Origin of the sequence: Nocardia alba NBRC 108234 (genome assembly GCF_001612665.1) — a bacterium.
Classification (GTDB): Bacteria; Actinomycetota; Actinomycetes; order Mycobacteriales; family Mycobacteriaceae; genus Nocardia; species Nocardia alba.
In genome coordinates this window covers 1-20,824 of sequence record NZ_BDAX01000028.1, presented here as the reverse complement: position 1 = coordinate 20,824, position 20,824 = coordinate 1, and the positions used below count along the sequence as shown (strand labels likewise).

At 67.1% G+C, this 20,824-nt stretch carries 24 protein-coding genes and 2 tRNA genes; 11 read left to right on the top strand and 15 right to left on the bottom strand.

Going from position 1 to position 20,824, the window contains the following annotated elements; all coding sequences use genetic code 11:
- Positions 1-33: 33 nt before the first annotated feature.
- Positions 34-654: a TetR/AcrR family transcriptional regulator gene (locus NA12_RS26345; RefSeq protein WP_084473123.1), complete on the bottom strand. Its 621-nt coding sequence runs from the start codon at positions 652-654 to the stop codon at positions 34-36.
- Positions 655-974: 320 nt separating this feature from the next.
- On the opposite strand from NA12_RS26345, the gene NA12_RS26340 reads away from it, so the two are divergent.
- A complete protein-coding gene (locus NA12_RS26340) occupies positions 975-2,192 on the top strand; it encodes a hypothetical protein (protein ID WP_132370224.1) in 1,218 nt (405 codons plus the stop codon).
- Positions 2,193-2,201: 9 nt separating this feature from the next.
- On the opposite strand, the gene NA12_RS26335 is transcribed toward NA12_RS26340, so the two are convergent.
- Both NA12_RS26335 and NA12_RS26330 read right to left on the bottom strand, forming a co-directional pair.
- Positions 2,202-2,969, bottom strand: a complete 768-nt coding sequence (locus tag NA12_RS26335; protein WP_067456964.1) for an ABC transporter permease — start codon at positions 2,967-2,969, stop codon at positions 2,202-2,204.
- Complete coding sequence (locus NA12_RS26330) at positions 2,966-3,928, bottom strand: ATP-binding cassette domain-containing protein (protein WP_067456961.1); 963 nt, start codon at positions 3,926-3,928, stop codon at positions 2,966-2,968. Before NA12_RS26330 ends, NA12_RS26335 begins: the two co-directional genes overlap by 4 nt.
- A gap of 110 nt (positions 3,929-4,038) precedes the next feature.
- Between NA12_RS26330 and NA12_RS26325 the strand changes: the two genes are divergently transcribed.
- On the top strand, positions 4,039-4,764 hold the full coding sequence (locus NA12_RS26325) for a TetR/AcrR family transcriptional regulator (protein ID WP_067456958.1): 726 nt from the start codon (positions 4,039-4,041) through the stop codon (positions 4,762-4,764).
- Here the strand turns inward: NA12_RS26325 and bcp are convergent.
- Positions 4,761-5,234, bottom strand: a complete 474-nt coding sequence (bcp, locus tag NA12_RS26320; protein ID WP_067457197.1) for a thioredoxin-dependent thiol peroxidase — start codon at positions 5,232-5,234, stop codon at positions 4,761-4,763. The genes NA12_RS26325 and bcp overlap by 4 nt on opposite strands.
- Positions 5,235-5,309: 75 nt before the next feature.
- Here bcp and NA12_RS26315 point away from each other — a divergent pair, with 75 nt between their 5' ends.
- Positions 5,310-5,540: a DUF3618 domain-containing protein gene (locus tag NA12_RS26315; protein ID WP_084473116.1), complete on the top strand. Its 231-nt coding sequence runs from the start codon at positions 5,310-5,312 to the stop codon at positions 5,538-5,540.
- 186 nt (positions 5,541-5,726) lie between these two features.
- Here NA12_RS26315 and NA12_RS26310 read toward each other — a convergent pair whose 3' ends face one another.
- Positions 5,727-6,023 carry an excalibur calcium-binding domain-containing protein gene (locus NA12_RS26310; protein WP_067456955.1) on the bottom strand — a complete coding sequence of 99 codons (297 nt, stop codon included), beginning with the start codon at positions 6,021-6,023 and terminating at the stop codon, positions 5,727-5,729.
- A 136-nt stretch (positions 6,024-6,159) separates the two neighbouring features.
- Positions 6,160-7,137 (bottom strand): pirin family protein, encoded by a 978-nt coding sequence (locus tag NA12_RS26305; protein ID WP_067456952.1) that lies wholly within the window; start codon positions 7,135-7,137, stop codon positions 6,160-6,162.
- A 66-nt stretch (positions 7,138-7,203) separates the two neighbouring features.
- Between NA12_RS26305 and NA12_RS26300 the strand changes: the two genes are divergently transcribed.
- From NA12_RS26300 to NA12_RS34740, 4 genes are all read left to right on the top strand, one after another.
- Positions 7,204-7,668, top strand: coding sequence for a MarR family winged helix-turn-helix transcriptional regulator (locus NA12_RS26300; RefSeq protein WP_067456949.1), 465 nt, complete (start codon positions 7,204-7,206; stop codon positions 7,666-7,668).
- 64 nt (positions 7,669-7,732) lie between these two features.
- Positions 7,733-8,578 (top strand): hypothetical protein, encoded by an 846-nt coding sequence (locus NA12_RS26295; protein WP_084473114.1) that lies wholly within the window; start codon positions 7,733-7,735, stop codon positions 8,576-8,578.
- Positions 8,579-8,637: 59 nt separating this feature from the next.
- The gene (locus NA12_RS26290) at positions 8,638-9,444 is read left to right on the top strand and encodes an alpha/beta fold hydrolase (protein ID WP_067456946.1); all 807 of its coding nucleotides are present in this window, start codon (positions 8,638-8,640) and stop codon (positions 9,442-9,444) included.
- Between the two features lie 22 nt (positions 9,445-9,466).
- Positions 9,467-9,598, top strand: coding sequence for an alkylphosphonate utilization protein (locus NA12_RS34740; protein ID WP_132370222.1), 132 nt, complete (start codon positions 9,467-9,469; stop codon positions 9,596-9,598).
- A gap of 24 nt (positions 9,599-9,622) precedes the next feature.
- Here NA12_RS34740 and NA12_RS26285 read toward each other — a convergent pair whose 3' ends face one another.
- The 3 genes from NA12_RS26285 to NA12_RS26275 form a co-directional block, all read right to left on the bottom strand.
- Positions 9,623-9,967 (bottom strand): hypothetical protein, encoded by a 345-nt coding sequence (locus NA12_RS26285; RefSeq protein ID WP_067457188.1) that lies wholly within the window; start codon positions 9,965-9,967, stop codon positions 9,623-9,625.
- Positions 9,968-10,045: 78 nt separating this feature from the next.
- Positions 10,046-10,666 carry a transglycosylase SLT domain-containing protein gene (locus NA12_RS26280; protein WP_067456943.1) on the bottom strand — a complete coding sequence of 207 codons (621 nt, stop codon included), beginning with the start codon at positions 10,664-10,666 and terminating at the stop codon, positions 10,046-10,048.
- An 816-nt stretch (positions 10,667-11,482) separates the two neighbouring features.
- A tRNA-Lys gene (locus NA12_RS26275) sits at positions 11,483-11,555 on the bottom strand.
- A gap of 316 nt (positions 11,556-11,871) precedes the next feature.
- Here NA12_RS26275 and NA12_RS26270 point away from each other — a divergent pair.
- On the top strand, positions 11,872-13,080 hold the full coding sequence (locus NA12_RS26270; protein WP_067456940.1) for a L,D-transpeptidase: 1,209 nt from the start codon (positions 11,872-11,874) through the stop codon (positions 13,078-13,080).
- A 69-nt stretch (positions 13,081-13,149) separates the two neighbouring features.
- On the opposite strand, the gene NA12_RS26265 is transcribed toward NA12_RS26270, so the two are convergent.
- Entirely contained in the window at positions 13,150-13,491 is a 342-nt protein-coding gene (locus NA12_RS26265; protein ID WP_067456938.1) for a hypothetical protein, read from the bottom strand.
- Positions 13,492-13,600: 109 nt separating this feature from the next.
- Entirely contained in the window at positions 13,601-13,771 is a 171-nt protein-coding gene (locus tag NA12_RS34220; protein ID WP_165914866.1) for a hypothetical protein, read from the bottom strand.
- A 25-nt stretch (positions 13,772-13,796) separates the two neighbouring features.
- Between NA12_RS34220 and NA12_RS26260 the strand changes: the two genes are divergently transcribed.
- Complete coding sequence (locus NA12_RS26260) at positions 13,797-14,333, top strand: CGNR zinc finger domain-containing protein (protein WP_067456935.1); 537 nt, start codon at positions 13,797-13,799, stop codon at positions 14,331-14,333.
- 59 nt (positions 14,334-14,392) lie between these two features.
- Here the strand turns inward: NA12_RS26260 and NA12_RS26255 are convergent.
- Both NA12_RS26255 and orn read right to left on the bottom strand, forming a co-directional pair.
- Positions 14,393-14,465: transfer RNA gene (locus NA12_RS26255), tRNA-His, on the bottom strand.
- Between the two features lie 55 nt (positions 14,466-14,520).
- A complete protein-coding gene (gene orn / locus NA12_RS26250; protein ID WP_067456932.1) occupies positions 14,521-15,159 on the bottom strand; it encodes an oligoribonuclease in 639 nt (212 codons plus the stop codon).
- Positions 15,160-15,356: 197 nt separating this feature from the next.
- Between orn and NA12_RS26245 the strand changes: the two genes are divergently transcribed.
- Positions 15,357-17,054 carry a helicase HerA-like domain-containing protein gene (locus NA12_RS26245; RefSeq protein ID WP_067456929.1) on the top strand — a complete coding sequence of 566 codons (1,698 nt, stop codon included), beginning with the start codon at positions 15,357-15,359 and terminating at the stop codon, positions 17,052-17,054.
- 110 nt (positions 17,055-17,164) lie between these two features.
- Here the strand turns inward: NA12_RS26245 and NA12_RS26240 are convergent, their stop codons facing one another.
- Both NA12_RS26240 and cmrA read right to left on the bottom strand, forming a co-directional pair.
- Positions 17,165-18,463: a diaminopimelate decarboxylase family protein gene (locus tag NA12_RS26240; protein ID WP_067456926.1), complete on the bottom strand. Its 1,299-nt coding sequence runs from the start codon at positions 18,461-18,463 to the stop codon at positions 17,165-17,167.
- 156 nt (positions 18,464-18,619) lie between these two features.
- Positions 18,620-19,423, bottom strand: a complete 804-nt coding sequence (gene cmrA / locus NA12_RS26235) for a mycolate reductase (RefSeq protein WP_067456923.1) — start codon at positions 19,421-19,423, stop codon at positions 18,620-18,622.
- Positions 19,424-19,525: 102 nt separating this feature from the next.
- Here cmrA and NA12_RS26230 point away from each other — a divergent pair, with 102 nt between their 5' ends.
- Entirely contained in the window at positions 19,526-20,671 is a 1,146-nt protein-coding gene (locus tag NA12_RS26230; protein WP_067456920.1) for a phosphotransferase enzyme family protein, read from the top strand.
- The last annotated feature ends 153 nt before the right edge of the window (positions 20,672-20,824 follow it).

The following is a 20,824-nucleotide window of genomic DNA, read 5'->3' as shown; positions in this document are numbered from 1 at the left end:
ACAACCGGCAGCTCTCGCGGGGAGGCGGTCGAGCTATTCCTCCTCGGTGGTTCGCGATTCCTTTTCCGCCACCAGCAAGTACGCCACCATGAGCCGCTTGAGTTCGGCCACGGCGTCGGTATTCGACTGGTTTTCCTGCACCGAGAAATTCAGCATCGAATACACGACATGCACCAGCACTTCGGCCATCATCGTGCGCCGGGCGCGTGGCGTGCGCGGGGTCAGCGGCCGCAGCATCTGCGAGACGACGGCGGCGAATTCCTTCTCGTGCAGCGCGCCGGTAGCCCGGGTGGACGGGGTGGATTGCATCGCCAGCCATACTTCGCGCCGGGACGGGTCGGTGGTCCACAGGTTCGCCATGTGGTCGACGAACTGGTTCATGTGCCGCAGCCAGTCCAGCGAGGGCACTTCACCGTGGAAGTCGGCCAGCTCGCGGGAAACCGCAACCAGGTCTTGCCGATTCAGTTCGCAGACGATCACGTACTTGTTGGCGAAGAACTGGTACAGGGTGCCGATGGGCACCTCGGCGCGCTGGGCGACCTCTTCACAGGTGAACGACTCGAAGCCCACCTCGACCAACAACTCGCGCGAGGAAGCCAGCAGCGCGTCGAATTTGCGTTTGCTGCGCTCCTGCGTCGGCCGCTTGCGCGGCATCAACTCCTGGGGGTCGTCCTGCAATTCCAGCGCAGGGTCCGGACGGCTCTGCGGTGACCGGGCCTGCGCGTGTACTTCCACCCATCCAGGCTAGCGGTATACACAGATCCGCGACACGCCTCTACCGACAGCGTGTCAACTACTGGCAGAAATCCTGACCCATCCATACCTTGACCGGTGACGAATCATCAGATAAGTGTGCGTCTATCTGCACGCTTATTTGCGGCTAGCCGACTCACGCCGCATCAGACCTACCGCGACGTGACGGACCCCGGGTGGTCCCGTCCCGCACCGTTTTCGCACAGGGGAAGGCAAGACTTGTGGCAGCAGGATCTGTGGTAACCCTCGGCGTCAGTACCGAACGGGGAGCCGTACACGCGGTGGCGTTCGCCGACTCAGGCGTCACTCTCACGGATCGGATGCTGCTGCGGCGCACCGTCCGTGCCAACGGTGACAGCAAGGCCGAAGTGGCGGCGGCGGTATATGCCGCGCTCGAGGCGATCGAGGCCGAGCTGGACGACGACTGCGAGATCGCCGGGGTGGCGGTGAGTTACCGCGACCCCGTCGAACGGCGCGCGATCGTGACCCGCTTGGCGGAGACGGAATGGCGCACGGCCTCGCTGGTTTCGGCGAAATCGTCGCATCTGTTCGTCGCGGGCGCGATGACCTGGCTCGACGAGTTCGACAATCTGCTCGTCTACGAGGCCGTGCCCGGCCATCAGGCGATGACCCTGATCGACCAGGGCCGTCACCGCGTGCTCGCCGCCTACTCGCAGACCGGCGCGCCCACACCCGATGCCTTGCGCGCGGGCGTGTCCGCGGCGTGGGATCAGTTCGAGGCGGCGTCGGTGAAGCCCGGTGCGGTGGTATTGATCGGCTCGTCGTCGGACTCGCCCGCGTTGCGCGACGCGGTCGCCGGATTCGGGGTGCCGGTGCTGCCGTGTCGGCTGGCGACGTTCGCGCCCGCCGCGGGCGCCGCGCTGGTCGCGCTCGGCGACACGGTCGTGGTGCCGATCTCGACCGGTTCGCGGTCCAAGCGTGGGACGGCGATGGTCGCCGCGGCGGCGAGCGTGCTCGCGGGCGGACTCGTCGCTGGTGGCACGTACGCGGTGCTCAACAGCGGCTCGCCCGTGGTCGACAACACGGCCGTGTCGTCGGAGCCCGGCGTCACGTCGTCGCCGGGCGTTCCGCACGCCCCCCGGACCCACGAAGCGGCCACGGTCGAGTCCGAGTCGACCGGTGATGTCGGCTCCGGTGGCGGGTGGCAGGTGAGTCCGGCGGAGGAGTCGGCCACGTCGCAGTACGAGACGGTGTCGCCGAATCCGCAGCTGGTGAACCCGGGTGAGTTCCCGCTCGACTACCCGACCCAGCTGTACGGGGACGCGCCGGAGGAAGATCCGCTGCCGCTCGAACCCGCCGTTCCCGTGGTTCCGCAGGTTCCCGCCGCGGCACCGACGCTGCCCGGCACCGGCATCCCGATCGGGATGCAGCCCGCGCAGGCGCCCATGCCGGTGTCACCGGCGGTATTCGCCCACTGATCGTGCTGCTCAAGCCCTGGTCTGACGCCGGAACAGCGCCCCCGCCGCGAGGTACCCGGCGAGCCCGATACCCGCACACCACACTGCGGCGAGGATCCAGTTGTTACTGATCGGGGTGCCCATCAACAATCCGCGCAGCGTCTCGATCACCGGGGTCACCGGCTGATTCTCGGCGAACCAGTGCAGCCACGTCGGCATCGACGAGGTCGGCACGAATGCCGAACTCACGTACGGCAGGAACATGAACACGAAGGTGAACCCGTTGGCTGCCTCCGGGTTGGGGGCGAGCAGGCCCAACGCGGCCGCCAGCCACGAGAGCGCGAACACGAACATCGCCAGCACCGCGAACACCCCGAGCCAGCGCAGCGGATCGGTGGTCGGGCGGAAACCGAGCGCCACCGCCACCCCGATCACGATCGCCGAGGTGATCAGATTGCGGATCACGCTTTCGGCGACGTGCCCGGTGAGTACTGCCGACCGGGCGATGGCCATGGTGCGGAACCGGTCGATGATGCCCTCGGCCACGTCGGTGGACAGGGCGAGCGCCGTGGTGGACGCCCCGAAACCGGCACACAGCAGCACGATTCCGGGTACCACGTAGTCGATATAGGCGCCGGGACCCACGTCCATCGCGCCACCGAAGACGAACACGAACATCAGCAGGATCACCACCGGCAGTACGACCGTCATGATCATGGTGTCGGGGCTGCGCAGGGTGTGGCGGATGTTGCGGTCCAGCATCGTGGCCGAATCCTGCAGTGCGCGTGTGGCGTTCATGCCGATACCTCGGTTCGGGTGGGCTGACCTGTCAACGCGAAGAAGACGTCGTCGAGGTCGGGGGTATGGACGGTCAGCTGTTCGATCGCGATATCGAGTTCGGCGAAACGGTCGAGTAGCCGCTTGATCTCGACGGCGCTGCCGTCGGAGGGCACCTGCAGGGTCAGTTGTTCGGGATCGGGCTGGGCGCCCGCTGTGGGGTCGAGCGCGCGGGTGGCGGCGGTCAGCAGCGCGCGGTCGGTGAAGCGGAATCGGATGTGCCCGCCCGGTACCAGGCGTTTGAGTTCGGCCGGGGTGCCGTCGGCGACGATCCGGCCGTGGTCGAGTACCGCGATCCGGTCGGCGAGCTGATCGGCTTCTTCCAGATACTGCGTGGTGAGCAGGATGGTGGTCCCCTCGGCCGCCAATTCCCTGATGGCAGACCATAGATCGCGCCGGCTTCGCGGGTCGAGGCCGGTCGTCGGCTCGTCGAGGAAGACCACCCGCGGCTCACCCATCAGGCTCATCGCGAGGTCGAGTCTGCGCCGCATGCCGCCCGAGTACGAGGCCACCGGTTTGTCGGCGGCGTCGACCAGATCGAAGCGTTCGAGGAGCGCGTCGCCACGGCGTCGGGTCTCGTCCTTGCCCAGGTGTAGCAGCCTGCCGGTGAGGCGCAGGTTCTCGGCGCCGGTGAGTACCCCGTCGACGGCGGCGTACTGACCGGTGACGCCGATCAGGCGCCGGATCGTATCGGGGGCTTTCGCCAGATCGTGTTCGAAGAGCTGGATTTCCCCGCGATCGGGCCTGCTGAGAGTGGCCAGGATGCGGACCAGCGTGGTCTTGCCCGCACCGTTGGGCCCGAGCAGCGCGAACACGGTGCCCGCACTGACCTCCAGGTCGAGGTCGTCGAGGACCACGAGTGAACCGTAGGCCTTGTGCAGTCGACGGATCGAGAGGGCGGGCGGTTGTCCGGATGTCATGAGTTCTCTCCGATCGAGAAACTGTTTATGTAATAAACACAGTTTATAGGCTAAACAGTTCTTGAGAGCAAGAGCGAGCCGGTTAGAGTCGAGACGAGCAGAGGAGGCAGATGACGACGTCCGGCGACAGGGCGCTACCGAAAGCGGTCGCGCTGATGTGGGGGCGCGAGCAACCCGGCGGTAGAGGGCCGAAGCGAGGGCTCACTCTGGACCAGATCCTCGACGCCGCGACCGAAGTGGCCGATGCGGAGGGGTACGCGGCGCTGTCGATGAATCGGGTCGCCAAGCAGCTCGGCTTCACCGCCATGTCGCTGTACCGGTACGTCGACAGCAAGAACACGCTGGTCGACCTGCTGATGGACCGCGTTGTCGGCCAACCGCCCGACATCGCCGCGGGGACGCCGTGGCGGCTGGGCCTCGAGCGGTGGGCGCTGGCCGAGTTCGAGCGGCTCGGCCGTCACCTGTGGTGGTTGGACATCCCGCTGAACAGGCCGCCGATGGGGCCGAACAACATGGCCTGGCTCGAGACCGCGCTACAGGTTCTCGCCGACGCCGCGGTGCCCGAGCCGGTCAAACTTCAACTGGTGATGAACATGTCGATGTTCGTGGTCGGTAAACGGCGGTTCCTGCGCGATCTCCAGGTGGAGGAGGGCGGCGACTTCGCCTCGGTGATGGCCAGGGTGCTCGACCCGCAGCGCTTTCCCTCGGTGTCGGCCGCCCTCTCCAACGCCGCGTTCGATGATGACGATATCGACTGGGAGAGAGCAGATTTCGAGTTCGGACTCGCCCGTCTGCTCGACGGTTACGAGGTCTTCATCGCCACCTTCGGCGACTAGACCGACAGATCGCGGCGCAACTTCGCGACATGGCCGGTGGCGCGGACGTTGTACTGGGCGAGTTCGATCTTGCCCGTCTCGTCGACCACGAACGTCGAGCGGATCACGCCCGTCACGGTCTTGCCGTACATCATCTTCTCGCCGAAGGCGCCCCATTCCTTTAGCACCTCGCGCTCGGGGTCCGAGAGCAGCGGGAAGGTCAGGCCCTCGTTGTCGCGGAACTTGGCCAGCTTGGCCGGCTTGTCGGGCGAGATACCGAGCACCTCGAGTCCCGCGCCACCCAGGTCGGCCAGATTGTCGCGGAAGTCGCAGGCCTGCTTGGTGCAGCCGGGGGTACTGGCGGCGGGGTAGAAATAGACGATCACCTTGCGGCCACGATAATCCGACAGCGACACATCCTTGCCGTCGGCGTCGGGCAGCGTGAATTCGGGGGCGGTGTCTCCGGGGGAGAGGCGATGGTTGTCGGTCACCACCGCACGGTAACCGACCGGGTCCGCGAGGGGCATGGATAGACTCGGTGCCGAGCAATAGACATATACCTGGAGGTGACGGTGGCCAAGGACGACACCGACCGGATCGAACGCGAGATCGAGATCGCGCGCACCCGGTTGGCGACCACACTCGACGAACTGGCGGTGCGCGCGGATCCGCAACGGATCGCGGACGACACCAAGAACATGGTGGTCGCCAAGTTGAACGAGCCGAAGGTCAAATACTCGCTGATCGGAGCGGGCGCCCTCGTGGCCGGCCTGATTTTGATCAAGTTCCTGCGGTAATTTTGGCGGCTGGCGCCGCAGGGTCTTCGGCCCTGATTGCCTCGAATCCGAGGGGCGATACTGCGCCTTCGGCGTTACGTCTCGCCCCTCGGATCCGAGGCGGCCGAAGACCGTTTGTGGGGTTTTGACAACAAAAAACACCCGGTGTGGCTTGGCCGCACCGGGTGTTTTTTGTTGTTCTGCTTTTTACTGCGTGGGGCAGGCTAGGCCGTCGCCGTCGGGGTCGAGGTGGGGGGAGTAGCCCGGCTCGCCGCGGAACAGGGGCGCGCGGCCCGCCGCGATCGCGTCGTCGCAGCTGCGGAACGCGCCGCCGGCGGAACCGGTCTGGACCAGGTTGGCCGAGCCGGTCGCTCCGAGGATGGAGTCGAAGCTCGACGATCCGGTGCCCGCCGAGCCCGAGACCGGGTCGGCATGGGAGACGGGAGCGGCGATCAGGGCGAGCCCTACGGCGGCGAGGCTGACGGTGAGCCGACGAACGTTCATGAATTCCTCTATGTCTGCTGCGGTTCGGGGAGTGGTCACGGCCACGATGTGGCCGGTGGGCCCCGTCCACCTTCGTGACGGGGCGACCGATTGTCAACCGCACGTGACCCGAACAATCGCCGCGAATCGCGGTTTGTTATTCGCCTAGTCGGTGCCCGGTCAGGTGTTGCGCCGGGATGGTGCCCATACGACCCGCGTTGAAATCCTCCATCGCCTCGATGATTTCCTGGCGGGTGTTCATCACGAACGGCCCGTATTGAATCACCGGTTCCCGCAAGGGAGTTCCGCCGAGCAGCAGTACCTCGAGGTCGCCGGTGGTGCCGTGCTGGGTGAGGTCGGCGGTCAAGGTCAGGGCGTCGCCCTTGCCGAAGACCACCAGTTGGCCGGCGCTGATCGGCCTGCGATCGACGCCGACCGTGCCGCTGCCCGACAGCACATAGGCCATCGCGGTGTAGTCCTTGGGCCACGGCGTCTCCAGTTGGGCGCCGGGGACGAGCGAGGCGTGCGCATAGGCGATCGGGGTGTAGGTGGAACCGGGGCCGGAGAAACCGGCGAACTCACCGGCGATGACGCGCACGAGCGCACCGCCGTCGTGGGAGCTCACCAGGGTCAGTTCGCTCGCGCGCAGGTCCTGGTAGCGCGGGGTGGCGAACTTGTTCGCCCGCGGCAGGTTCACCCACAGCTGGATTCCGTGGAAGGTGCCGCCGGAGATGACGAGCTGCTCCTCGGGCAGTTCGTCGTGCAGCATGCCCGAACCCGCGGTCATCCACTGGGTATCGCCTTCGCCGATGACGCCGCCGCCACCTTGGGAATCGTGGTGGACCATGGTGCCGTCGAGCATGTAGGTGACGGTTTCGAAGCCGCGGTGCGGATGCCATGGCGCGCCCTTGGCCGCATACGGCTCGTAGGCGACCGGGCCCATCTGGTCGAGCAGGATGAACGGGTCGGCCGAGCGCAGGTCGACGCTGGGGAACGGCCGGGTCACCTCGAATCCGGCGCCTTCCTGCTGGCGGGCGGCGGTGACGATCTGGCGAACCGGCCGCTGGGTCTCGGTGACATCGGGACGTGGCAGCCGGGGCAGCACCATGATGTCGTCGACGGTGATAGCTGGCATGGGGTGCCTCCTGGGAGCTACGTAGTTGGTTTCCATGTCAACCAACGACGGCCTAGAATCATTCCCGTGCCCCGATGGTTGTCCGAAGCAGAACAGCAGACCTGGCAGTCCTACATTCTGATGCGCCAGCGACTCGACGCCGTTCTCGCCGCGGGCCTGGGCGAACACGGACTCTCGATGGCCGACTACGAGCTGTTGGTCCCGCTGTCGGCGGCGCCCGGCGGATGCCTACGGGCCAAGGAATTGGCCGCCCGGGTGTGCTGGGACAAGTCCCGGTTGTCCAAGCAACTGACGCGGATGGCCGCGCGCGGACTCGTCGACCGTGTGCCCGCCGAGGACGACGGGCGCGGAATCGTCGTCTCGCTGACCGAGGCCGGCCGCGCGGTGCTGCGCGAGGCCGCGCCCGAGCATGTCGAATTGGTGCGGGATGTGTTCGTCGACCGGATGACCGACGCGGAAAGCGCGGCGATCCGCTCGCTGGCGGGCAAGGTGGTCGCGGCGAGCGAGGCCCGAAGCGATTCGGCCGGTTAACGATTCAGGCCGACGAGCCGATGCGTAGGTAGACAGGGCTCGAACTTCACACGCGGGGGATGGCATGAAGGCAGCCGGATTCATCGTTTCAGTGGTCCTGCTCGGTGCGTTGTCGGTCGCGGGCTGCTCGACCGAAGACGATGTCGCGCAACCGGTGACGACCACTGCTCGAGGTGGCTCGTGGGGTTCGGGCGTGCCCATCACCGAATCGCCGGGCGCGGGCGATCCGACGATCGTGCCGGGTCACTCGCCAACGGTCACCGTGGTTCCGACGACGCCGGGTCCTCGCTCGACCGGCGGGGGCGCACCGAGTAGCGTGCCCGCCACCACCGCGCCCCTGCCGCCGGTCGCGACCGATGTCGTCTCGCTGGTCGCCGTCGACGCCGCGGGACGGCCGTCGAGCGGGTTCACCGTGACCAGCCCGACCCCGGTCGGCGCGCTCGACTGCTCCCATATGTCGCCGAGTCGCTCGGCAACCACCGCGGGCGTCTACCAATGCGGTGCTTCGGCCGACGCGGCCAACGTGTGCTGGGCAGCTCCCGACAGAGCCACGCTGCTGTGTGCGAACGATCCATGGCTGCGCGGCCTTCGCCGGTATACCGTCGACCCACCGGTCGCCGATATCGGCGCAACCGCATCGCCCGAGCCGTGGGCACTCGAACTCGCCGACGGCCGCCACTGCCGCATCCGTGTCGGTGGGGCCTGGGGCGGCCGCTCCGACGGCCTGGTCGGCGCCTACTCCTGCGATGGCAATGACGTCGTCCTCCAGCCGTCCACTGCCCGCACCGCCATCGACGCCTCGACCAGCACCTGGCTGGTCGAGGTCGGGCCACTCGGATCCGGCGCGCCCGACTTCCCCGCCCCCGCGATCCTCGCCGTTCGCACCGCGTATTTCGCCGCGGTGCGCTGAGGCGGCCGCGTGGTTGTCCTCGATGCCGGGACCGGCCCGTCGGGGCGGTACGTTGAGCTATGCCCATCGCCTCGCTCAACGGCATTCAGCTCAGCTACGACGTCACCGGTTCGGGACCGCTTGTCCTGCTGGTGATGGGTAGCGGGAGTCCTGGACGTGTCTGGCGCACCTATCAGGGACCCGCTCTGGTCAAGGCGGGGTTCACCGTCGCCACAGTCGACAATCGGGGGATCGCGCCGTCGTCGGAGTCCGCCTCTGGCATCACCATGGCGCACCTGATCGGTGACACCGCCGCGCTGATCGAGCACCTCGGTGCCCCGGCGCATGTGGTCGGCACCTCGATGGGGTCGCGGATCGTCGCCGAACTCGCGCTGGCCCGGCCCGAGTTGTTGCGCCGGGCGGTGATGTTCGCCGCTACCGCGCGTCCGCATCCGGTCACGAGCACGCTGAGCAAGGGCGAGCAGGCGTTGTTCGACAAGGGGATTCAGTTGCCGCCGGAATACGCGGCCGCCGTGAAGGCGATGATCAATCTGTCGCCGCACACCCTGGCCGATCCGGCCAAGGCGCAGGAGTGGCTCGATATCTTCGAATTCACTTCGGGGAAGGGAACTCCCGGTACCAGGGCGCAGGCGGGAATGGATCGGTCGCAGGACCGGCGGCAGGCGTATCGGGGGATCGCGGTGCCCAGCCTGGTGGTCGGGTTCGCCGATGACCAGCTGGTGCCGCCCCGGTTCTGCCGGGAGGTCGCCGAGGCGATCCCCACGGCCACCTACGCCGAGATCGAACGGTGTGGGCACTACGGCTATCTGGAGCGGCCCGACGAGGTCAACCGCATCCTGATCGAATTCCTCTCCGCCACTCGATAATTCACCACTCGCGAGGATCTTGATGAAAGACTGGCTGACCTGTCCCGCCTGCGACAGCAAGTACATCTATCGGGAGATGAACGGAACGTGGGTCTGTACCATCTGCGCCAATATGTGGGGACTGAGCATGGTCGCCGATCTCGACGAGGCCTGAGCCGAAAACCGCTCGCCTGAGCGGTCAGGACTCCGCTGTCCACGGCTTCACCGGCGGTTTCACCCAGAGCAGCTTCTCGTCGGCGTGGGTACGCACAGCGGCGGCGTGCGCGGGGTTACGAGCGGCCCAGGCGTCCTTCTGGTCGAGGAGGTCGGCGACCAGCTGCCAGGTCTCGCCGGTGCTCGGCGGGTTGGTGTCGGCGGCGCGGGCCAGCTTGCGCAGGGCGGACGCGGGCAGGGCCAGCAGTTCGGTGCTGCGGATGTCACGTGACCAGGCGTAGGCCGCCATGCGACGAGCCTTGGCGACGCGGCTGGCTGTGGCCGCGTCGGAATGCGCGTGATCGGGTGCCTGATCGGCGCTGTCTGGCACGACGGCGATTCTACGACGACGAACGCCCGCGCTCCGATCGGCGATGATCGGAGCGCGGGCGTTCACCCGTCAGTTCGCTCAGTAAGCGGAGTTGACGTTGTCCATGGAGCCGTAGCGGTTGGCCGCGTAGTTGCAGGCCGCGACGATGTTGGACACCGGGTTCCACACGTCGAAGGGGGTGCCCTCGACGTGGAAGGACGCGAAGGTGGGGTCGATCACCTGGAGCAGGCCCTTGGAGGGGATGCCGTTGATCGCGTTGATGTCCCACAGGTTGATCGCCTGGGGGTTACCGGTCGACTCGCGCATGATGTTGCGGTGGATGCCCTCGTAGGTGCCGGGGATGCCCTTGGCCGCCATGATGTCGAGGGCCTCACGGATCCAGCCGTCGAGGTTGTTCTCGTAGGACTTCACCTCGGGCATCGGGGCCGGAGCGGCCTGCGGCGCCGGGGCGACCTCGGGCATCGGCGCCGGGGCGGCCGCCGGTGCCGGGATGGCCTGGATGGCGGGCGCGGCGGCGGCGGGGATGGTCTCCGCCTGCTCGACGACCGCGGCGGAACGCGCGGGAACGTTGTCGTCGGCGAACGAGACGGCGGAGGACGCGGCAACGGCGACCAGTCCGACCGCGGCGACTGCCACGGTGAACGCCTCACGGCGCGAGCGGCGGCTGAGAACGGTGCTGAGCTTGTCTTTGTTGAGCATTGCTTTTCTGTTCCTTCATCTCTGTCTGGCGACGCGGGCCCTGCAAAGGGCGCGTGGGATCGCGCAGCGCGCACGGGAGTACACGCCGGTCAGGCGATGCGTTGTTTCTGTCTGTATGGGAAGGTGCGACACTGTCGGGGGACGAACGCTCGATGGCGGTTCATCGCTGGCGTCGCACGGTGCTCCACAGCTGGCTGCGGGGAGACCACGCGCTGTTCGGTGCTATCGGAGGTTGGATACTTCCGGGCTAACCAAACCGCAGGTCTGTTTGTGACCTGATGACAGAATGGTCACGGTAGGTGAACGCCAGGTAAACGAAACTTGAACGGCAAACGTTGCCGATCTTGTTTCCGTTTCGGGCAGTTGCGGAATCGTTATGTATGCAGGGGGTTTGCCACCCCGATCGGAGTGGCGGCCGTCACAGAAAAAATTCAGGTGAATCAGGTTTTGTGGAGGTTTTCGCAGTTCGGGGGAGCTGAAACCGGCGTCTGAGCGCTCGGGCGCGGGATGATCCATGGCGGTTCGATAACGAGATCGTGACCGTTGCCCGTCGGTCGAAGCGGCGGCGCCCCGGTGGTCGCGGTAGCTGCCGGGATGCCCTCTGTAGGGCCTGGGGTGCCGAGGCTGCGTCCGGCTGATCGGGGGGGTCCGCGGCCGCCGAGGTCGTTGGGAGCGCGGACGGCGCGGCTGTTCCGGACGCCTCAACCTCGATTGGCATGTAGCGGTGAATGGTTGGCGTTCTCGGTCGCCGTCCGATCCGGAGGATGCGACGAAGAAGGCCCCTGACCGTTGTGACTGGTCAAGGGCCTTCTGTTGTGCGCCATCAGGGACTTGAACCCCGAACCCGCTGATTAAGAGTCAGCTGCTCTGCCAATTGAGCTAATGGCGCATGTCTTTGTTCTTTGCCCCGTCTCCGGTGCGGAACAAACATTAGCAGGCCGTGGGGTGGAAAGTGAAATCGGTCGCTGACCAGCAACAATGCGGCACATTTGGCGTTGTTAACGCCGACGGCCGCCGGGCGTATCTAACGATTGTGACTTGGTCGTGTCGCGGGGGCTTTCCCGTTGGAACTGGCCGGGCAAGCTGGCAGAATGGGCGAGACGTCGAGTTCGTAACGCCCCCCGCCTACACGGATGGCTCTCGCGATTCGGGTCGGTGGGATCTGCGGCGCACTGTAATCGCGTCGGTACGGAAACGGGGTTGACATGAGTAAGAAGCGGGGGCGACCTCGGTCGCTACGGACGATCGTTCCGATGGTGTTGCTGGCGGTGTTCGCGCTCGGTGCGTCGGCCTGCTCGTCCGCCGAGGGCACCGGGGTGGAGGTCGCGATCGATCGCAACCCCCTCGCCGAGCTCATCAAGCCGAAGCTGGTCTCCACCATCAAGGACGGGCAGGTCGGCGTCTCGCCCGGCATGCCGATGGCCTTCCAGGTGGAGGACGGCAAGTTCACCGAGGTCTCGCTGACCAACCAGCAGGGCACCGCGGTGGCGGGCAAGTTGGCGGCGGACGGGCGCTCCTGGTCGACCGCCGAGGTGCTCGGATACGGCAAGACCTACAAGCTCACGGCCCAGGCCATCGGACTCGGTGGCGCGAACTCCTCCACGCTGAGCTTCACCACCAGCTCACCGAAGAGCCAGACCAAGCCGTACCTGCTTCCGGGTGAGGGTGAAGTGGTCGGGATCGGTCAGCCGGTGGCGATCCAGTTCGACGAGAACATCCCCGATCGCCGGGCCGCGCAAGAGGCCATCAAGATCACCACCGAGCCTGCCGTCGAAGGCGCGTTCTACTGGGTGAACAATCGCGAAGTGCGGTGGCGCCCAGAGCATTACTGGACGCCGGGCACCAAGGTGACCATCGATGTGAACGTCTACGGCAAGGACCTGGGCAAGGGTCTGTTCGGCCAGGACAACATCCATTCGTTCTTCACCATCGGCGACGCGGTGGTCTTCACCGCCGACGACAACACCAAGCAGGTGGTGGTGGAGAAGAACGGTCAGGTGATCATGACCATGCCCACCTCGATGGGTAAGGACAGCACGCCCACCGACAACGGCGTCTACATCGTGAGCGACCGGCACGAGAAGATCATCATGGACTCCTCGACCTACGGTGTGGCGGTGAACTCGTCCGACGGGTACCGCACGCCGGTCGACTACGCGACGCGAATCTCCTACAGCGGCATCTTCTTCCACTCGGCGCCGTGGTCGGTGGGGCAGCAGGGCTACTCCAATGCCAGCCACGGCTGCCTGAATCTGAGTCCGGCGAACGCGCGCTGGGTGTACGAGAACGCCAAGCGCGGTGACATCACCGTCATCAAGAACACGGTCGGTGGCACCCTGTCCGGTGTCGACGGGCTGGGTGACTGGAACATCGCGTGGCCGGAATGGAAGGCGGGCAACGCCGACGCGCGGTAGTCGCGCGACGCACGAAAAACGAAGGGGCACCGGAAATTCCGGTGCCCCTTCGTTGTGTCGATGGCTGTCTCAGCGCGGCGTGGGGAGCTGGCTGCAATCCATCATCGCCTCGCCCGCGACGGCGAGCGCGCTGCCGAAGGCGCCGCACAGGATGCGGCCGCCGAATAGTAGGCGGTCGAGGTTGGGTAGACCGGCCGAGCCGGTGCCGGAGGAGCCGGTGGTTTCGAGGCCTGTGGTGGAGCCGCTCTGCGCCGATCCGGACTCGGGCTGGCTGGGCAGGCCGAAGTCGCCGATGGGGGCTTCCGCCGTGAAGTCGGTGAGGGGCAGGCCGGGCGAGGCCGCCGCGGTCCCTGCGACGGGTCCGAGCACGGTGGCGGCCGCGAGAACCGCGACGACGGTGGAACGCTTCATCAGTGGGTCTTTCCGGTCGAGCGCTGACGCGATGGCGAGATCTGCCCCACATCTGGGCAGCGGTCCAAAGTGTAGCGGTGAAACGTGACGTTCGTCATGGTGGTGGCTGTTATCCGGTGGCGGCCAGGCTGGGTTCGTCGCGATGGATCTCCGAGGCGATGCTCAGGTGGTCGACGACCACCCTGCGCGCGCCGCAGTGGCAGCGTTGATAAGCCACGATGCCCTCGCTGGTCCGGTGGCGTGACTCGATCTGCCAGGTGTGTGCGGGGTGGCTGTTCATGGTTCGATTCTGTTGTAATGGCATTGTGCATTACAACCATTACGGGCGAGATCCGGTGCTGCTGGGTGTCGACCTGCTCAATGAGCCGTGTTCGAACGCCGTGGAGTTGGCGCGGCGCTGTACGGCGGCGGGCCTGGTCCTGTCCGCGCCGGTGACCGACGACGATTTGGCGTCGGTGACGGCCTTCCTGGGGCGTTGGCGGGGCGTGGTGGAGTGTGTGGACCGCACCGAGCGCGCGGCCCGGCTCAATGTGTTGCTGGCCGAGTACGCCTGCGCGCCGCGCTTGACCGATCATGTGGGCGATGGCTGGCATCTGCATTTCCGGGACCCCGGGGTGGCGACGGATCGTCAGATCGCGGCGCTGATCACCGTCGGCACGGCGTTGCACCTCACCGGGCTGGGGATGGACCGTCTCGGCGCCTGTGCGGCGGACGGCTGCTCACGGGTGTACGCGGACACCTCCCGCAATGGCAGGCAACGGTTCTGCAGTCCGGCCTGTGCGAATCGGTCGGCTGTGCGACGGCACCGAGCGGGCCGTGCGGTGGCCCGGGTGGAGCCGTGATGGTGGGGCGTGGGAATACAGAGAAGGCCCGGTCCTCGGGGACCGGGCCTTCTCTTCGGGGTGACCGACGGGACTCGAACCCGCGACATCCAGGATCACAACCTGGTGCTCTACCAACTGAACTACGGTCACCATCACCGGTGAATCACCGGCGCCGTCGATATTAGCGTGTGTGGAGCGTCAACCCCTAATCCGCTGGTAGATGGCTCGAGCCGGTGACATCCACGGCTTCGGTGGCGGCCTGTGCGGCGGCGGCGATCTCCGTGGTGGCCGGCCCCGGCAGCGGGACGAACGCGGTGCGGCGGTAGTACTCGAGTTCGCGGATGGATTCCTTGATGTCGGCCAGCGCGCGGTGGGCCAGACCCTTCTCCGGCTGGCCGAAGTAGATGCGCGGGTACCAGCGCCGGCACAGCTCCTTGATCGAACTCACGTCGACCATCCGGTAGTGCAGATGCGCGTCGAGTTCCGGCATGTCGCGGGCGATGAAACCGCGGTCGGTGCCGATGGAGTTACCGCACAGCGGCACCGTGCGCGCGGTGGGCGCGTACTCGCGGATGTAGTCGAGCACCTGCTGCTGGGCCTGCTCGATGGTGACGGTGGATTGCCGAACCTCTTCGGTCAGACCGGATTTCGCGTGCATGGTGGCGACGACGGGTGGCATGCAGGCCAGGGCGGCGTCGTCGGCGTGGATGACGATGTCGACACCGTCACCGAGAATGTTGAGGTCGCTGTCGGTTACGAGCGCGGCGATCTCGATCAGCTTGTCGCTGTCGAGACGGAGCCCCGTCATTTCGCAATCCATCCAGACCAAGAGTTTGTCTGACACCTGAGTCACCCTAATGGTGGGCTGTCGGGCTGGTCGGTAGGTGTGTCGCGTGGGCGAGGCGGGCCGGGTTCGCCGACGACATCACCGGATGGTCCGCCGACCGGATGACCTGCCCGGATACAGTTTGCCTGGAATTGACCTCAGATTCTTCGAGCATTTCTTGCGTATGTGCCAGCGAGCAGACGGAGGACGCGCGAATGACCACCCCACAGGAGAAGGCGGCAGCGGCACGCAGGGCGGCCGAAGACGCGGCCAGGGTCGCCGCCGAGGCCATGGCGGCCGCCGACGCCGCCGAACAGGAAGCCGCCGCGAGCACGGCCACGAGCGAGTCGGATTCCGCCGCTGAGCTCTCGGCTTCCGGAGAGCCGAGTCCGTCCGGCGCGGCCGCGACGATCGCCGCGGGCTATGCCTTCAGCGGACCGGCGTTGGAACTGGGCACGGTGATGGTCGACGGTGTGGCCGATCCTGTTGCGCGCGTGCGTATTCCACTGCGGATGATGAACCGGCACGGCCTGGTGGCCGGTGCGACCGGCACCGGCAAGACCAAGACCCTGCAGGGCATCGCCGAACACCTCTCCCGCGCGGGCGTTCCCGTGGTGATGGCGGACGTCAAGGGCGACCTGTCGGGCTTGAGCGAACGGGGGACGGACAACGAGAAGATCAGGGCGCGCGCGGTGGAGACCGGGGCGGGCGACTGGGCGCCTAGCTCTTTTCCCACCGAGTTCGTCTCGCTCGGCACGGGCGGTATCGGGGTGCCGATCAGGGCGACCATCACCTCGTTCGGCCCGATCCTGCTCAGCAAGGTGCTCGGCCTCAACGACACCCAGGAATCCACGCTCGGCCTGATCTTCCACTGGGCCGATCAGCGGGGCCTGGCCCTGCTGGATCTGAAGGATCTGCGCGCGGTGATCACTCACCTGACCAGCCCCGAAGGTAAGGAAGACCTCAGGGGCATCGGTGGGGTATCCGCGCAGACGGCCGGCGTGATCCTGCGGTCGCTGGTGAATCTGGAAGCCGACGGCGGAGACACGTTCTTCGGCGAACCCGAACTGGACCCGGCCGATCTGCTACGCACCGCGGGTGGGCTCGGGGTGATCACGCTGTTCGAGCTCGGGCAGCAGGCGGCGCGGCCCGCGCTGTTCTCGACGTTCCTGATGTGGGTGCTGGCCGATCTCTTCCAGACATTGCCCGAGGTGGGTGACCTCGACAAGCCCGAGCTCGTGTTCATCTTCGACGAGGCGCATCTGCTGTTCGCCGAGGCGTCCAAGGCCTTTCTGCAGCAGGTCGAGCAGACGGTGAAGCTGATCCGCTCCAAGGGAGTTGGCGTGTTCTTCTGCACTCAGTTGCCCACCGACATCCCCAACCCGGTGCTCTCCCAGCTCGGCGCCCGCGTGCAGCACGCGTTGCGCGCGTTCACCCCCGATGATCAGAAGGCGCTGTCCAAGACGGTGCGCACCTATCCGAAGTCGTCGGTGTACGACCTGGAAGAGGCGCTGACCTCGCTCGGCACCGGCGAGGCGATCGTCACCGTGCTGTCGGAGACCGGCGCGCCGACGCCCGTCGCCTGGACCAGGATCGCGCCACCGCGCTCACTGATGGACACCATCGGCGACGAGCGGATCAGGTCGAAGGCGCTGGGCAGCGAGCTCCAGGGTAGATACGGGCGCAGCGTCGACCGGGAATCGGCCTACGAGATGCTGCTGGCCAGCGTGGCGGCCGCCGACCCAACGCCCGAAGCCGCTCCCGCGCCGGGGCGTTCGACGGCCCGACCCGAGCAGGACTCGGCCGCCGATCGGATCATGGCGAATCCGGCGGTGAAGAGTTTCCTGCGATCGGCGGCGAGTGCGGCCGGGCGCGAGATCAGCCGCAGCATCTTCGGCACCCGTCGCCGGTGATCGGCCGAGGTCGGTGCTCGACGACGATCGGGTCCCTGGATCGACCCGCGAGCCGTTCGGCGCCGCGAGTTCGCGTGTCAGCCGGCCTGCGCGCGCCGCGCGTCGGCACCTCAGTCCACGAACTCACGCGTGAGCAGGTCGGCGGTGGTCTCACGGCGCAGCAACTGCCTGGTGCGGCCGTCGGCGACGGCGACGATCGGTGGCCTGCCCACGGTGCGGTAGGTCGTCGCCAGCCCGTGGTGGTATGCGCCGGTGCACGGCAGGGCGAGAACTTCGCCGGGGTGGAGATCGGCGGGTAGCCGGACCTCGGTGGCGATGAGCGCGCCGGACTCGCTGTGTTTGCCCGCGATGGACGCGGTCATCCGCGGGCCCATCGGGTGTCGGTTGACCACGAGCGCGCCGCTGTGTCCACGGCCGCCGCAGCCGCCACCGTCGACGATCACGCGGGTCCCGCCATCGGCGGTCTCGTTGACAGCGAGCACCCGATACAGGGTGACGCCCGCCCTGGCGACGATCGCGCGCCCGGGTTCCATCGCGAGCGCGGGACGAGGGAAACGGTGGCGCGCGCAACCGGCGTCCAGCGCATCGTCGAGGATGTCGGCGAGTTCGCGCAGGTTCATTTCGGCGTCGCCGCTGCGCAGTGCCACGGCGTGCCCGCCGCCGATGTCGAGGTGGGACAGCAGCAGGCCGTATTCGTGGTCGATCCAGGACATCTCGCCGATCATTCGGCGGATCGCTTCGCCGTAGTGGTCGGGGTTGTGGATCTGCGAGCCGAGATGGCAGTGCAGGCCGACGAGCTGCAGGTTGCACCGGCCCGCGATCCGGGCGACCGCGGTCTCGAACGACCGACTGCCGAGCGGGAAGCCGAACTGGTCGGCACCGGGAACATCGATGCCGGTGGCGACGCGGAGCAGCACCTGCTGCGGCTGGGTCGCCAAGGTGGTGAGCAGGGTGATCTCGGTGAGTGAGCCGACCACGATGCGGCCGACGCCGCAGCGTACGGCGGTCTTCAGTTCGTCGAGAGTCTTGCCGTTGCCGTGCAGGACGATCCGGCGCGGATCGATGCCCGCGGCGAGCGCGACCGATAACTCACCGCTCGACCCGACCTGCACCGACAGACCCTCGTCGGCGACCCAGCTCGCCACCGCGCCGACCATCAACGCGGTGCCCGCGTAGACGATCTCCGCCTCGGGGAAATGCTTGCGGTAGGCGCGGCAGCGCTCGCGCACCTCGGTTTCGTCCACTACCTGGACCGGGGTGCCGAACTGGTCGGCGATATCGGCGAGCGCCACCGAGCCGAGGGTGATCCGGCCGTCGTGGTCGTAGTGGGTATCGGTCGGCCAGACCGCGGGATCGAGCCGCGGTACGGTGGTCGCGCGCAACGACGGGAAGATGTCGAGCAACGTCACTGTGATCTCCTGGGGACGCCCCCGCATTTCGGAATGGCGGGGCATACTCCAGGATTACGCTCCGCACGGCCCGCTGAACTCGGCGTTTACGGGTCCTTGACCGCCTGCGAGCCCATCCTGACGGGTTGCTGACAGCGCTGATGCGTCAGGCGGTGATCAGTTGCCCAGTTTCTTGTAGAACGCGCCCGCGATCGGCGCCGTGAACGAGCGGGGGCCGTAATTCCCCGCGACGCTCATGCCCTTGCTGATCAGGCCGGGGACGATACGCATCTTGTTGCGGGCCAGCGCGTCGATGGACACCTTGGCGGTGTACTCCGACGAGACCCAGAGGAAGTCGGGGACCATCTTGTCCACGATCGACTGGTCCTCGGGGGCCGGGGTTTCGGTGCGGACCGGACCGGGCGCCAGCAGCGTGACGTGCACGCCGCTGCCCTTGAGCTCGCCGCGCAGCGATTCCGAGAAGGTGTTCGCGAACGCCTTCGACGCCGCGTAGGTGGCGTTGTTCGGGATCGGCATATTGCCCGCCGCCGAACCGCTGATCAGGATCCCGCCCGCCTTGCGTTCGATCATGCCGGGCAGCACCGCCAGGGTGAGGTCGTGCACGGCGGTGGCGTTGAGTTCCATCTGCATACGCTCGTAGCCGAAGTCGAGCTCGGCGACCGGGCCGAACGTCGCGACGCCCGCGTTGTTGCACAGGACGGCGATATCGCGGGCTGCGAGCTCGGTGACCAGGCCCGCTCGCTGGGTGCGATCGGCGAGGTCGACCGCGCGGACCTCGGCGGTGATGCCGTGGGCCAGGGTCAACCGCTGGGCCAGTTCGGTGAGGATCTCACCGCGGCGCGCGACCAGGATCAGCGAATAGCCGCGCCCGGCCAATTCGGCGGCCAGCGCGGTGCCGATACCGGAGGACGCGCCGGTGACGACGGCACGATTGTCTGCAGTGGGGGAGGGCAAGCTCACGAGGGGAGCTTAGGGGATCGACTCAGGGGGCGCCGTGCCCGCGTCGGCGCGCGGGCACGCCGTCGCGAAGGCCTACGTGCCCGCACCGTCGATACTGGGGCGATGGCTGACGATCAGGTGTTCGGGATGGGCGATGACCCGCTGGCCGAGCCCACGTGGCCACCGCTCACCGATGACGAGATCGCGCGCGCCGTCGCCACGACCTGGGGTGGATCGGCGCTCGCGGCGATCGAATGGCGTGGGGCGCGGCCGCTGTCGTCGACGGTGGGGGTGCGCTCGGACGGCGGAGAGCGGTTCGTGGTGAAGCGGATGCCGCTGCGGTTGCGCGATGAGGTGGCGTTGAGTGAGGAACATCGCTTCATGGCTCATCTGCGCGAGCGCGGCGTTCCGGTGCCCGAAGTGCTTGTCGCCGTGGGTGATCGGGTGACAGGTCGGCCCGGTCGTGGCTCCGGGGCGAGTACTGACCGTGGTCGTTCGAGCGGCGGTGTGGGCGAGTTCGTCTACGAGGTGCATCGGGCAGGAATTGGCGAAGACCGGTATCGCGCGGACTTCTCCTGGTCGCCGTATCGCGACCGCGAGGATGCGGCGAGCGCCGGGGCGATGCTCGGTCGATTGCACACGGCCGCAGCGGGTTTCGACACACCTGCCAGGCCGTCCCGGCCGTTGCTGGCGAGTATGCACGGTGATGTGGTGCGCGCGTTCGAACGGGCCATCGCCAAGCGGCCGTCGGTCGATCGGTTCCTGAGCGGAAGAGACTGGCGTGCTGAGGTTCCCGAGTTCCAGGCCGACTTCTCCGGCATCGCGCCGCAGTGGACGCACGGGGACTGGCACGCCACGAACGTGCTGTGGGACGACCACGAGGTGACCTCGGTAATCGATTTCGGTCTGGCCGACCGGACCACCGCCGTCTTCGACCTGGCCACCGCCATCGAACGCACCACCATCGACTGGGTTTCCCTGCGCGACGGCGGTCCCGCACACGTGCGCACGGACCAGATCGCCGCGCTGATCGAGGGATATAGATCGGCGCGGCCCCTCTCGGCCGCCGAACAGAACCTGCTCCCCGACCTGCTCCCGCTGGTCCACATCGGCTACGAACTCTCCGAAATCGACTACTTCTTGACCATCGCCCACGACCCACGTAACGCCGAAATCGCCTACCGAGACTGGCTTCTCGGACATCTCCACTGGTACGGAACAGCAGAAGGGCGCGAACTACGCGACACGATTCGCGACCTCGTGCACTGACACACCCCGACCGTACGGTGGCCCAACCTCCAAAGGTCGAGCCAGACGTCTCCTGGGTTGAAACCGCGATGACAGCATTCCCTGCCCGGTACGACCCCGACCTCGAGGAGGGTCCGCCGCGCAGCGGCGCAGCGGCCCGGCCGCGAGTTGGCT